Source organism: Methylobacterium symbioticum, from assembly GCF_902141845.1.
Classification (GTDB): Bacteria; Pseudomonadota; Alphaproteobacteria; order Rhizobiales; family Beijerinckiaceae; genus Methylobacterium; species Methylobacterium symbioticum.
Genome location: NZ_CABFPH010000137.1, coordinates 1 through 11,285, shown reverse-complemented (window position 1 = coordinate 11,285; position 11,285 = coordinate 1). Strand labels below are relative to the sequence as shown.

Below are 11,285 nucleotides of genomic sequence, written 5' to 3'. Positions count from 1 at the left end.
CTCCCGGATCGCCTTGGGAGAACGGCTATTGCGAGAGCTTCAACGGCAAGCTGAAGGACGAGTGCCTACGCCAAGAAATCTTCTACTCGTTGCGGGAGGTGCAGATCGTGATCGGGCTGTGGCAAACAACCTACAACCGCGTCCGGCCGCACTCGTCGCTGGGCTACCGGCCGCCCGCGCCCGTCACCGTCCTCGATCTGGCTTTCCGGCTACCCATGGCCGCCACCATGCACTAGCCTCTCACCCAGCCCGGTCCAAAATACCGGTCAGGTCATGCGGCCGAGCCAACGAGGCAAGATCAAAAGGCGCGATCGACAGCGACTGTGACCAGCCGCTCCTCTGATCGAGATGCGGGCCTGATCCTGGACGAGCAAGAATTTCATGACGACAACGGTCGTTCCCCCACGGGGCACGACCGTTCAGGCTGGCGGCGCCGCTAGGCCGCACCGCTGCTTCTGCTATCATAGCTTTCGTTCTCGGTAGCTTCGCACCTCCGAGGATGACCTGAGCCGGGCCGCTTTCACAAGCGCCCGGCTTTAACATTTTTACACTACGTTTTTGGTCCGGACTTCACACCGGGCGGTGCGCCGCCCCGCCAATCTCCATCCACTTCCTCCAGACGTCGTACAGCAGGCACGCAAATTCGTGATTATGCGGAGTCAGGCCTTGGGGCTTGAACTTCAGGCATCCCATAGATTTCAGCCGATATTGAATTATATCCTACAGAAGCAATGAAAATCTCAAAAACAACCTCTTGTAAACTGAAACGCTTTATGGTCATTTAACTAGAATGCCCCGAGGATTGAAATGAAGACCTCGTCCTTTGCAATTGCCGTCTTGATGATTGTGCTTACCTCTGCCGAGGCCCAGCAAGGTCATCTCAACTCTGCCCAACAGCAATCGTCAGCGATCTCGTTCAATCCTGACAGCCTGCAAACGGACAGCGGATACGTTTACACTGTTAATCCTGGGCGCAGCTTAGACAAATTCCAAACCCCAGAGCGCTTGCGCGATCTACGGCTGGTACTGTCGCTCAAAGCTGAACCGTCGGATGCATATGACCATCCTCATGTTTATTTACCATTGATGAAACCGACGGTCTGGCGTAAGTACGCAAATCCCCAGACAATTTACGGCTTAGAACAGTTTTCTACTCAAGAACCAACGAAATACGCATGGCGCGGTGACGATGAATTCGAAAGCTTAGATTCCCGAAACGATTTTGTCAAAGATCATGCTGAGCAACTCAAAGCTCTAGGCACCCGCGCACCTATGCGATTCGCCTATGTTCAAGATTTTTCGGCCGAACGATACGACCCGGTGTCGCAAAGTTTCGAATTAGGCGGCCTCAGTTGGAACAATGGCGGATTTACATCTTCACTCAATCACCGTCGATTAATCGTCACAGCCCCACTGAACTATCCGAAAATGTGGGCTCTGTCGGAGAAGGATGCTCGCGCGTTCCGACAATTGCAAGTGAAGCAGGGGCAGCGCAACACAATGACTGGGTCGCGCAATTTCGGCCGGGTTCTGCTCGTAACGCGCTTCCAAATCGAAAAACTACGGAAGGAAGGAGATTCACATCATGCCGAAGCGAAGATTATTGATCTTCGAGTTGTCGGTGCTTGGGATGCGAGTACTGTCCTAGCGACTCTTCCTGTTCCCGCCGACGCCGATACGGCGGGACGCGCAGTTCTTCCGGAGCAACAACAAACTGCGAAAAAGCGCAGCACCAGCTTTACTCCACTCTTCGACCCTGAATACCCACGCTTGCTTGCGGCTCGTCTCGATCCGACGCTCGTATCCAATCAAGCTTTTATCGAAGCGAGCCTGGGGGTGAGGCGAACGATTGAACGTATAGTGCTTGATCGCCGCCGAGATAATGGGATGCTCTTCAGCACGAGTTGGCCGCGCATTCTCAGTTCTTCACTCATACAAACTGACACATCACCAAAATCTGCGGATATACAGGAGTACAAGAAGGCCTTTGCCGAGCGTAGTCGCTCACTTCCCGACCGCCTCCGTATCTCACGCATACAATCCTGGCAGCAGAATGGCCGCGACATATCAGTCGACCTGATGAAGGTGTTCAACGGATGGAGCAGCGTTCTACCTGCCGGTGCAAACTCCAATCTTTTAGAAGTAGCCCGTGCGCGACGTCCTGACTCCGTGGGTCAAGTGCTTCTTCCTGCTGGGCAGGATGTACAAGCAATCGCTGTAATGGAGCCAAGTCCTCATTGGTTCGGCTTACGTCTGACTGAAGGGAACATGCCGAAACTTGGTGGAGATAACGGCAGGCTGGCCGCTGATTTTGACATTGTAAAGCCAGAAATCATTGAGGGATCAGCCGGGAAAATAACTCTTATTTTTGGACTAATGCCACGAAAAATATCAATTTATTCTGAGAATCCTTTAGCCCAAACAATTGATGCAGACGAGAGTTCCGTGGAAATTATTACTCATAATCTGAATATTCCCGCACGATCGGCCGAGTACAAGTATAACATTCGGGGTGTTAAACTGGGCATGAACGTGGATGAGGCAACTAAGATCTTAATTTCGAGCTATTCTAATCTTGAATGGGCGAGCGGCGACTTGATTAATCGAGACCCCGTTGCTGGGGTTGATGCTGTCATTCCAAATTTCGTCCAAATCGACTTTGGAAAGGGAGAGGAAGTTTATGAGAGATACATTTTAGCCTACGATCCGCAGGATCGTAAAGTCTTTTTCGTGAAGCGTGCAACGAACGTCAGCATGAACATGGACGGCAGAAACAGCTTAAGTATGGATGATGACGTTCGACGTGCAGCTGTAAGACAGTATGGGGAGCATGACTTCCGAGCGTCTCAGATCATAATGATTTGGGCTCCAGATCCCGTTCACAAAGCGCGGCTTAGTAAAGCTACGGGATGTTACGGCATTATTGGACGGCTCTATGATGCGGACTATCTCAGATCAGAATTTATCACAGACCGATGCGGCGAAATTTTGGCGGTTCAAGCTGCTGGTGGCAGGGCCGGATATATGCTCTACGATAGTACGAAGATTATAAATAGGCGTTCGAATGCTCTATCAGCGCCGAAGACCTCTCTCCCATGAATCATCGAATTGTAAAACAATACTCATAGCCGACATATATTTCGCATAACTTGCCAACTTCATTCGAGGTATGCTGATGAGCCCCAGGGCAGCACTTGCAGGTTTATTGTGCCTTGTTTCGCTTTCCGCGACAGCTCAGGTGCAAAAAGATCTACTTCGACAAAATCGCGAGCGAAATGAGCGGCAAAAGTTGCTGCAGGAAATGGACAGCGCGAAAAACGCACCTGCGGTCGATGTTATTGGCCTCCGCCTCGGTATGAATTTTGCCGAAGCCGAGCAGATCGTGCGGAAGCACATGCAGGTTGATCGCGTTATACGTATTCAAAGACCCAGCATCATATCAAATGATGTCAAAATTCGTCCTTACGGGTCTGGATTAATGTTCATCAGAGAAGATGGTCGAGAAACATTCGCACTCCTCAACGAAGAGCCGAGTACTCCAGACAAACTTGTTGCAGTGATGCGCACCTTGGCACTTGAGCCCGGTCAGATGCCGGGACTGGCCCTACTTCAAAGTTTGCGGGAAAAATATGGCTTAGAGAAGCGCCTCACGTCGGATGGAACTGCATTTGAGGGTATTTGGATCGCCGCGGCTAGTGACAATGTTGCTGCTATAACCATGCGAGAGTGCATCGATGGGGCTGATAGAGTTAGCCCTTATGAGATACCAATGACGGAAAACGGTCTTGATCGGCCTCTCGGTCGCGACCGTACAGGGGCGATGCTGAGCGGAAACGATCGACGACAGCTTCCATTCCAAAGCGGGTTAACTTGGAATTGGCCGAAAACTCCGAGATTTTTCCTCAACAGAGACAGTTCTAGCAGGAATTTCAGATGCCTGCCGTTGATATTTGTTATATATAATAATTATAATCAAATGGACCAAATGAATGTATCATTGGTTGATCACGAGCTTTATCTGCCCCTCTTTCGACGTAGCGAGGAGATGCTGCGTTCTGGCGAGGGCATAGCTAAGCCATTATCACACACAGTGCCAAAACTCTGAGGGACCATCAGATCGCTTGCAGGCCGTCGTTCCGGATGAGAGCAGGTGGGGCAGCTCCATCGTTCGAGATGCGCGCCGTGTTATACGAAGCGGCTGGAGGAACTGCTGGTCGCTGGCCCGCGCCCCTACAGCCAACACAGGGTAACGACGGCGATCATGGTGATCACGAAGGTTGAGCTGATCGCGATGGTGAGGCTGAGACGTGTCCGTCGACGGATCATCGCCTCGTTGTAGGGCCCGTCAGATGTCCCATGATGTTGCATGATGCCGCGGTTGAAGCGCTCAACCTGTCGCTAGAAGCGGGGCGCCCACCGCTCGCGTGCCCGATACAGCCCGAGAAGTGCTTGCGAGACGAGCCACCCAAAAGCGCATCCCGCCGCCTTGATGAGGAAGTCCGGAAGGCGGCCATGTCGGCTTGGCTGCAGGATCTGCGCAGCCTCAAGCGCACCCGCTGCGGCAATGGTCAGCACGAGGACCATCACGCGGTGGCGCGGGAAGCCGATCGAGAACAGGAGGGCGAACAGTGCATAAGGCACCGAGCGCTCGAACCAAAGCGGCTCGTTCGATATCGGACGTAGGCTGATCGGGCATACGGTGACGAATGCGAGGGCAGCCAGGAGCAGCCAGCCGAGAAGGCGTGCGGATTTCTGCATGATCTGTGCTTGGCGCGCCCCTTGTGTCGGAAGCGTGGCTTTTCGCAAGGTCGGCGCCAGAGGGCGAGTGAGCCGGCCGCTAGCGCCCCTCAGCCACACACCTGAGCGGCGATCGGCAGGATGGCTGCGACCACGAAATTGCTCACGATCAGAGGGATGAGGAGGTTCATGGGCATGCTCCTCAGGCAGCGGGAGAGCTGATGGCAGCAGCAGGCGCGGCGCGTGCCGGCGAGAGCGTCGGCGCATAGGCCATCGCAAGCATGCTGCTGCCGACGATGACGAGCCTGGTGATCATCTGGAACATGGTCGTATCCCCCTCGCAGCCATTTACGGCCGTCGTGTAGGGCGCCGTGTAGAAGCTCGGCTTTGCCTGCGTGTTGCGTCGATTGTTACGTCGCCGCCGTGGGCGAGTGTGATCACACCGCAGCGCTCCTCATCCCATCAGGATGGTGGCAATGACCTCCCTAGCCCTTTCTGCATCAAGTCGTGCTTCGACCTCCGCGGCCTCAGCCTGAGCCGGCATGTGAACGGCTCGAAGCAGGTGCGAACCCTTGGTCATGGTGGCCAGAGCGGCAACCGCTTGCCGAATTCATCCTCCGACAGGCTGCGGCAACACACCTCCGGCAGCGTCGCTTACGCTTATGCACCGACTCGCCGAGAAGCAGCGCAGCTGGGAGGGAGTGGCATGAAGCCCGAGGATCTGGATCAGCGGGCTAAGCTGAGGCTGTGGCCGGGGTACGGGCCTGCCCATACAGCTCGGAGCCAGGACTTTGCGACGCTCCGCGAGGCGCTCGCAGCCGCCGCGGTCGCGCTGGAGCGCCATGAGGGACAGCCCTGGATCACCACCGAGGCCGGCGACATCCTTTCCCCGCGCTGGATCCGGGCGCATGTGACAGGCGGGCATTAACTCGCCTGCTGCCGTCGCAGGCAGGCTACAGCGGCAGCCGCTCCCGCATGGCACTCTGCGGCCATGGCGAGCGACTCCAACTTCTTGTGCGAGGCAAAGACCGAGGATGGCTGGCGGCCGGTGACCCTTGCTGGGGCGTTGGGCGCCTACCGCTTGGCGCCGTCAGCGTTCACGGCGGCTATGGCGGACAGGTCCCTGCCACCGTTCACCGCAAGGGGCACACAGGCTGTCGACGGATGCCCCAGCGCTACTCGGGCACACCATCGCGGCACCCGCAGGCACTGGCCTGAAGCGCTCCTCGCCGCCTTCCGCCATCCCTGACCGCCCCGGTCGCCTGCTCAGAGGGGATCAGCGAAACGGCCGGAGCGGCGCCGGGTGATCGGGCACCGGCATCGGGCGGATGCACAAAGCGCACCGGTCCCCTTGCTGGCCGCCGGTCCCAAGATTGCATTCCGGTTATCCGACATGGCCGGACGCTCTATCCTCATTGCCGCCGCCAGTGGCACCGCTGTGATGCTCGGGATCGCGCTGCTGATGGCGTTGCTGGAATGGGTAAGTGCGCGCTGAGCATCAGGTCGCGATAGCAAGCAACGCCATCAGCCCGGTCAGGAACAGAGCGGACGAGGCGAGCACGGCGAGGGCTTCACGATGCTCAAGGATGACGGCACGTGAGGTGGCGATCATGATGTTGGCTGGATGGAGTGCAACCGCGGCAAGCTCGGGCTGAAATCTGGATGTTTCGATGGCGTCAGTGGCCGTCCACATCACCCTGCGAGCCTGTGTGGTCTCAAGGCCGCATCAGTTTTTGAGCCACCCCCATGGTGTGGCGGCATTGGTTAACCGCCTCCGGAACCCTCCCTGCGTCCACCGGCTTCGCCAGGTAAGTCACTGGCGAGGAGGTCTGGATGAACGAAGAGACTCGCAGCGAGAAGGAAGCGCTGGGCATCGTGCCGCCAGGGCACCCGCTTGGGGAGGCGAGGAAGGCACAGCAGCCGCCTGGCGCGGCAGGTCCGACTTCACCCGGCAGCCCCGAGCCAAAGGACGCCCTCGGTCCGGAGAGCGGCGGATATGACAACCGGCCGCCCATTCCTCAATCAGACAATGCCAAGGGTGGATATGGGGCTGGCTGAGCCCAGTCGACCAACATTCGCTTAGGGCGCGGTGAGGCTAGCCGCCTCGTCCTCAGTGATTGTGGCGTCCAGCCACTTCCTGGCAGCCTCGAGAGTTTCGAACCGATGTGCTTCCTTCGTAAACGGCGTCGGCATGGGAGGTGCAGCGCTCAGAAGCTCAGCCTGCCAGCCTCGTACATCCCCGCCTCCAGATAGATCCCGGACCACGCTGCCGACGAACTCCCCATCTAGCAGGAGATCGTAGCTACCGGCCGCGAGGCGTTGGAGGGTGTAGGGCATCAGGGCCTCAGCAAGGGCGGGAAAGGGTGGTGGGCCCGGCAGGACTCGAACCTGCAACCAGACCGTTATGAGCGGTCGGCTCTAACCATTGAGCTACAGGCCCAGATCGCTGAAGGGGCCCGCCAAAGGCGGCAGGCCAGCAGCGTGCCTCGGCGTTCAGAGGCCCTTCGTGCTCGGGATCTTGCGCAAACCGGCCGGCCGGCTGCGCTTCATCTTTACCTGCTCGGATATGCCGGAGCTCGCGGTCAGCAGCTGGGACGGACCGACTGGAGTGGCCGATGCCGGGGCCACGAATGACGCTACGCCGAAGCCCGTGAGCAAAGCCGTGGCCAAGATGAAGGTGCGCATTGGGGTTCCTTCTTCGTCTGCCGTGGATCGGCGGTTTCGCCGGGCCGGGATGGCTGGCTGACAGAAAGTAGGTCCTGAGGCCACCCCGATGAATCAGCCCTCGCTCGCACCCGGTGCAACTGAGCTCTCGCGCTGATCCGCGTCGATGTCTGCGCCAGGCACAGGCCAGGGCGGGAACGGCATCCAGTCTGTGAACGCGTCCGACGTGTAGCCGTGGTCGCAAGAGGCGACCCGCCAGGGCTGCTCACCCCCGAAGCTCCCCGGGTCCCACCGGATAACGGCCCGGCGGTCCGGCTCCTGCCGATTGATGGCGATGATCCAGCGGCCGTCCCGCGGCGCCCGATCCATTGTCCGCCAGCTCCACATCGGCCGTTCCTCGGCGCCCTCCCGACTTGGGCACCCTCAACGCTCGATCCAGTCGGACCGTTCAGTTCGCTCAACTTGGGTCGGAGCCGGAAGCGCAAAAACACCGGCTTTGCGGAGCAGTGGATCCTCACATCTGCGGCGTCTCAGTGCTCGTCCCGCGTCCCATCCACTCGGTTCCGGAAGCGGACGCCTGCGCCTCCTCCGTTCTCGGGGATGAACTCAAGGCCGGCTGCCTCAAGCGGATCGAAGGACTGGCAGGAAGTCAGGTGAGCCGGGCCGAGCATGAGGTGCACTGGCGCATGCAGGAGCGTGAGGTCGACGCGGTGCGCACGCGGGTCGGACGCGTCGAGGATCGGCTGACCAGCCGAATCGAGCGGCTCGAGGCGGCGCGAACGAAGCCCTGATCGCTTCACACTCTGCTTCACATGCCCGCGGGCGCCCCTGGCTCAGGCCGGGGGCGCCTTTCATCTTTTCGGCGGTGCCGGAGGTGTGGCGCGCAGGTGTCGGAGCGATCTCGCCGCATCGTGAGGTGACGGTCAGTGATCCTGGGCGCACCTTGGCGGCTCGATCCTCCTCCCATGCGAGATCGAGACCGACTCCTGCCCGCCTGGCCCCGCCGCGGCGGGTTTCTTTCTGCGGGCATCGTCACCTTGGCCGATGGCCGTCCCCGCCCGTGCAGGTATGCTGGCAGGGCTGATCCGCGTGAGGGCAGATCAGCAGACCGCGCGCATTGGCTCCCCTGCCGGCGCGCGTGGTGCAATGGACCCACTTCGTCCCGCCGGCAGCCGCCGCGCGGGGCTTTTTCGTTTCAGCCAGCCGCGATCACCAACACGCAGTCGCGACCGCCCAGACTCATAGGCCGCACCGGCTTTTCAGATTGATCCCTCAGTTCCTGATGGGCCTGCCAGACCTTATGGCTTACGTCGCCCTTCCCAAGCACGCTCATCTCGGCGGCATAGAAGATCGACGGCACGCCGCACACATAGGCTCGCGCTGTCCACACGCCCGAGTCGGTGTCTGCCCAGATGATGCTGTGCTCATGGATCACCGCCATCGCTGCCTCCCGCCGCGTGACCAGCACGCCACACAACGCGTACCGCCTTGGCCCGGCCGGCAGCCGCCGCGCGGGGTTTATCGTGTGCTCTTTTGCGCTCTGCAAAAAGCGAGCTACGCCCTACGTCGAGGGTGTAGCCCTCGCCGAGCGGCAGCGGGCCGGCGCCAGGGTTCGCGCCATAGGCCGCGAGCAGCGCCTCCACCTGGTCGGTGGCGATCACCATCGCCTTGACGAAATCGCTGGTGGTGGGGATCGACTCGGCCATTGAGACAAGCGTTACTGACGTGTGGATCGGGTGGATACCTGGGACAAAGTCGGAGGAGACCAACCTAGATCGTGGCGGCCGGCAAAGCGTTGGCGATCCGACACTTTTGCAGCGCACTCTCGCAGCTGGAATAGATCCCGCGAGGGCGTCATGCGCTTCGAAGTTCGGCCAGCCGGCAAGATGTGGAAGTGGGTGCTCCTGAACGAGGTGAGCGAGGTGCTCGCCGAGTCCTACCGCACCTTCCCGACCGAGACCCAGGCTCAGGCTGCCGCGCTGGTATGATCGCAGATGGTGAGCAAGGCGGGCCGGTCCGTGGCGCGGGGGTAGCGCTGGCTATCCTTCCGGTCACGACGCGCCGTCCTGCCCATGACCAGGAGCGTCGGCACGTTGGCGCAGAGGTTGGCCACCCGCCAACGTTGAGGTGCCTTTGATGACGACGCCTCCGTGCACTGGGGAGCTTCAGTGCGCCTCTTAGGTCCCAAGTGTAGATTTGTGTAGGGCGAGGGGGGCGCCGACCAAGGCAAAGCCTCTGGCCCAACGTTGTCAGGCATCCGGCGCCCCCTCCCAGTAGCATTTAGCCGCTCCGAGCGGAGGCGCAAGAGGTATAGCGAAGATCTCACTGCAAGCTTCACCCGAAGTGGTAAATCGGATACATGCCGTCCGCTTCGCAACTGCGTTAAGTCCGGTCTTTCCATTGCGCGCAGGAGGTGGCGCAACAACCAATTCAGTTCGAGATGCTTGCACATATTATCGATGCGATCAAAGTAAAAATTTCCTAACTTTCTTTATTCGGCCCTATACGACTAAATGATGGAACGCTTTTTAAGGCGCATTCATTGCAGGCACCGGTGCCATCCTTGCGGCTGGCCTTCGTTGGACGCGCATTTGATGAGCTTGATCGCCTGCCCAGCCAGGATTCTTGTGGCAGATCCTCAACCAATCTTCGCCAAAGGTGTAGAGAGCCTGCTCGAAGCAGAGGGCGGTATAACGTTTGCAGGTTATGTTGCGTCGCAAGAAGAGGCCTTGCGATCTGTAGCAGAGAGCAACCCTGATCTTATCTTGCTCGACCGTGATCTGCCAGGACTGGCTCGCATTGGCCTAGACCGCTGGATCGCCGATCGCGGTGGCGCAACGCCCGTGGTCGTGCTGAGCGCACATGACGGCGGTCCAGACATGGTTCATGCTCTAGAAAGCGGTGCGCGTGGCTTTGTGCAGAAGCGTTCGCAGCCTGAGGTGCTGCTGCAAGCTGTCCGCGCCGCTCTGTCCGGTGGCATATACCTGGATCCGGCGGTGGCTGGACACCTGATTGCACCTCACAGAGGCGGCCCCGGTCACGCACTCTACGGGAGCGAAGCTCCCCGAGGTCTGACCGACCGAGAGCGTGACGTCTTTCGCTTCATTGCCTTTGGGTTCACCAACAAGGAGATAGCGGGCAAGCTTGGGGTCACCGATAAATCGGTCGAGACCTACAAGGCGCGTGCCTGTGAGAAGCTCGAGATCAGGTCGCGAGCCAAGATCGTGCAGTACGCACTTGCTCAAGGCTGGTTTGACGCGCTGAAGCACTGAACGGAGCTCAGCCCTTGAACGCCCAGATCGGCACGCCCCGCGGCATGCCCGGCTTGTCGCGGGAGTAGGTCGTGTTGCCCAAGTTGATGCGAGTCGCGTCCATCCACTCCGCCGGCTTCGTCGCGAGGATCAACGCTCCGCAGTGATCGACGCGGCCGGTTCCGATCACTGGATGCACGCCGAACAGGTTGAGATCGGTCCAGCCGAGGTCCTGACCCTGTTCGCCGAACCGGTCGAGGAAGTCGAGCATCACCGCATGCGTCCTCTGCCACGTCTCGCCATAGAGGCCAGGGCATAGGGACTTGGCGGAGTTCAGGATCTCGACGCCGTCGCGCCACGCGCAGATCGGAGGTCGGGACGACGGCCAGGTGATTGGGTGCGGGCATGCTGGCCATCTGGCGCGGCCGGGTTGCCAGAAGATTGCGACGCCCTTGGTTTGCCCGTTCTGCTTACTATGTGCTTACAAATCGAATGGGCTGGTAAGCAGGGCTCGGGTTAAGCAATTGGATTATATGGTGGGCGGTGAGGGACTCGAACCCCCGACCCTCTCCGTGTAAAGGAATGGTCCTCCCCTGCCCTCCTCTGCATCTCCCTGCGGGATCGACCCTTTCT

16 protein-coding genes and 1 tRNA gene are annotated in these 11,285 nt (G+C 59.3%); 8 read left to right on the top strand and 9 right to left on the bottom strand.

Features of this window, described 5'->3' with window-relative positions; genetic code table 11:
• The 3 genes from MET9862_RS26190 to MET9862_RS26180 all read left to right on the top strand — a co-directional run.
• Positions 1-236: integrase core domain-containing protein (locus MET9862_RS26190; RefSeq protein WP_142585895.1), on the top strand; the 236-nt coding region annotated here is incomplete at its 5' end.
• Between the two features lie 571 nt (positions 237-807).
• On the top strand, positions 808-3,099 hold the full coding sequence (locus MET9862_RS26185) for a hypothetical protein (protein ID WP_142585894.1): 2,292 nt from the start codon (positions 808-810) through the stop codon (positions 3,097-3,099).
• Between the two features lie 76 nt (positions 3,100-3,175).
• The gene (locus MET9862_RS26180) at positions 3,176-4,105 is read left to right on the top strand and encodes a hypothetical protein (RefSeq protein WP_142585893.1); all 930 of its coding nucleotides are present in this window, start codon (positions 3,176-3,178) and stop codon (positions 4,103-4,105) included.
• Positions 4,106-4,398: 293 nt separating this feature from the next.
• On the opposite strand, the gene MET9862_RS26175 is transcribed toward MET9862_RS26180, so the two are convergent.
• Positions 4,399-4,758, bottom strand: coding sequence for a VanZ family protein (locus MET9862_RS26175; RefSeq protein ID WP_142585892.1), 360 nt, complete (start codon positions 4,756-4,758; stop codon positions 4,399-4,401).
• A 181-nt stretch (positions 4,759-4,939) separates the two neighbouring features.
• Positions 4,940-5,062, bottom strand: a complete 123-nt coding sequence (locus MET9862_RS30550; protein ID WP_280179000.1) for a hypothetical protein — start codon at positions 5,060-5,062, stop codon at positions 4,940-4,942.
• Between the two features lie 381 nt (positions 5,063-5,443).
• On the opposite strand from MET9862_RS30550, the gene MET9862_RS26170 reads away from it, so the two are divergent.
• Positions 5,444-5,665, top strand: a complete 222-nt coding sequence (locus MET9862_RS26170) for a hypothetical protein (protein WP_142585891.1) — start codon at positions 5,444-5,446, stop codon at positions 5,663-5,665.
• 375 nt (positions 5,666-6,040) lie between these two features.
• Entirely contained in the window at positions 6,041-6,232 is a 192-nt protein-coding gene (locus tag MET9862_RS26165) for a hypothetical protein (RefSeq protein WP_142585890.1), read from the top strand.
• 3 nt (positions 6,233-6,235) lie between these two features.
• On the opposite strand, the gene MET9862_RS26160 is transcribed toward MET9862_RS26165, so the two are convergent.
• From MET9862_RS26160 to MET9862_RS26140, 4 genes are all read right to left on the bottom strand, one after another.
• Positions 6,236-6,430 (bottom strand): hypothetical protein, encoded by a 195-nt coding sequence (locus MET9862_RS26160; RefSeq protein WP_142585889.1) that lies wholly within the window; start codon positions 6,428-6,430, stop codon positions 6,236-6,238.
• Between the two features lie 386 nt (positions 6,431-6,816).
• Positions 6,817-7,074, bottom strand: a complete 258-nt coding sequence (locus MET9862_RS26150) for a hypothetical protein (protein ID WP_244612918.1) — start codon at positions 7,072-7,074, stop codon at positions 6,817-6,819.
• 27 nt (positions 7,075-7,101) lie between these two features.
• Positions 7,102-7,177: transfer RNA gene (locus tag MET9862_RS26145), tRNA-Ile, on the bottom strand.
• 53 nt (positions 7,178-7,230) lie between these two features.
• Positions 7,231-7,422 (bottom strand): hypothetical protein, encoded by a 192-nt coding sequence (locus MET9862_RS26140; protein WP_142585887.1) that lies wholly within the window; start codon positions 7,420-7,422, stop codon positions 7,231-7,233.
• A 632-nt stretch (positions 7,423-8,054) separates the two neighbouring features.
• On the opposite strand from MET9862_RS26140, the gene MET9862_RS29675 reads away from it, so the two are divergent.
• A complete protein-coding gene (locus tag MET9862_RS29675; RefSeq protein WP_185157013.1) occupies positions 8,055-8,192 on the top strand; it encodes a hypothetical protein in 138 nt (45 codons plus the stop codon).
• Between the two features lie 404 nt (positions 8,193-8,596).
• Here the strand turns inward: MET9862_RS29675 and MET9862_RS26125 are convergent, their stop codons facing one another.
• Together MET9862_RS26125 and MET9862_RS26120 are read right to left on the bottom strand one after the other, a co-directional pair.
• Complete coding sequence (locus tag MET9862_RS26125; protein WP_142585886.1) at positions 8,597-8,842, bottom strand: hypothetical protein; 246 nt, start codon at positions 8,840-8,842, stop codon at positions 8,597-8,599.
• Positions 8,826-9,107: a hypothetical protein gene (locus tag MET9862_RS26120; protein ID WP_142585885.1), complete on the bottom strand. Its 282-nt coding sequence runs from the start codon at positions 9,105-9,107 to the stop codon at positions 8,826-8,828. The genes MET9862_RS26125 and MET9862_RS26120 overlap by 17 nt, the downstream gene beginning before the upstream one ends.
• Before the next feature lie 150 nt (positions 9,108-9,257).
• Between MET9862_RS26120 and MET9862_RS30545 the strand changes: the two genes are divergently transcribed.
• Both MET9862_RS30545 and MET9862_RS26115 read left to right on the top strand, forming a co-directional pair.
• The gene (locus MET9862_RS30545) at positions 9,258-9,389 is read left to right on the top strand and encodes a hypothetical protein (RefSeq protein ID WP_280178999.1); all 132 of its coding nucleotides are present in this window, start codon (positions 9,258-9,260) and stop codon (positions 9,387-9,389) included.
• Positions 9,390-9,995: 606 nt separating this feature from the next.
• Entirely contained in the window at positions 9,996-10,673 is a 678-nt protein-coding gene (locus MET9862_RS26115) for a response regulator (RefSeq protein ID WP_142585884.1), read from the top strand.
• Positions 10,674-10,680: 7 nt separating this feature from the next.
• On the opposite strand, the gene MET9862_RS26110 is transcribed toward MET9862_RS26115, so the two are convergent.
• The gene (locus MET9862_RS26110; protein ID WP_244612917.1) at positions 10,681-10,923 is read right to left on the bottom strand and encodes a hypothetical protein; all 243 of its coding nucleotides are present in this window, start codon (positions 10,921-10,923) and stop codon (positions 10,681-10,683) included.
• Positions 10,924-11,285: the final 362 nt, after the last annotated feature.

What these genes read in the sequence shown, in the direction of transcription:
- MET9862_RS26185 (WP_142585894.1), top strand. Translation starts at nt 808, where the DNA reads ATGAAGACCTCGTCCTTTGCAATTGCCGTCTTGATGATTGTGCTTACC.
- MET9862_RS26180 (WP_142585893.1), top strand. Translation starts at nt 3,176, where the DNA reads ATGAGCCCCAGGGCAGCACTTGCAGGTTTATTGTGCCTTGTTTCGCTT.
- MET9862_RS26175 (WP_142585892.1), bottom strand. Translation starts at nt 4,758, where the DNA reads ATGCAGAAATCCGCACGCCTTCTCGGCTGGCTGCTCCTGGCTGCCCTC.
- MET9862_RS30550 (WP_280179000.1), bottom strand. Translation starts at nt 5,062, where the DNA reads ATGTTCCAGATGATCACCAGGCTCGTCATCGTCGGCAGCAGCATGCTT.
- MET9862_RS26170 (WP_142585891.1), top strand. Translation starts at nt 5,444, where the DNA reads ATGAAGCCCGAGGATCTGGATCAGCGGGCTAAGCTGAGGCTGTGGCCG.
- MET9862_RS26160 (WP_142585889.1), bottom strand. Translation starts at nt 6,430, where the DNA reads ATGTGGACGGCCACTGACGCCATCGAAACATCCAGATTTCAGCCCGAG.
- MET9862_RS26150 (WP_244612918.1), bottom strand. Translation starts at nt 7,074, where the DNA reads ATGCCCTACACCCTCCAACGCCTCGCGGCCGGTAGCTACGATCTCCTG.
- MET9862_RS26140 (WP_142585887.1), bottom strand. Translation starts at nt 7,422, where the DNA reads ATGCGCACCTTCATCTTGGCCACGGCTTTGCTCACGGGCTTCGGCGTA.
- MET9862_RS26125 (WP_142585886.1), bottom strand. Translation starts at nt 8,842, where the DNA reads ATGGCGGTGATCCATGAGCACAGCATCATCTGGGCAGACACCGACTCG.
- MET9862_RS26120 (WP_142585885.1), bottom strand. Translation starts at nt 9,107, where the DNA reads ATGGCCGAGTCGATCCCCACCACCAGCGATTTCGTCAAGGCGATGGTG.
- MET9862_RS30545 (WP_280178999.1), top strand. Translation starts at nt 9,258, where the DNA reads ATGCGCTTCGAAGTTCGGCCAGCCGGCAAGATGTGGAAGTGGGTGCTC.
- MET9862_RS26115 (WP_142585884.1), top strand. Translation starts at nt 9,996, where the DNA reads ATGAGCTTGATCGCCTGCCCAGCCAGGATTCTTGTGGCAGATCCTCAA.
- MET9862_RS26110 (WP_244612917.1), bottom strand. Translation starts at nt 10,923, where the DNA reads ATGCTCGACTTCCTCGACCGGTTCGGCGAACAGGGTCAGGACCTCGGC.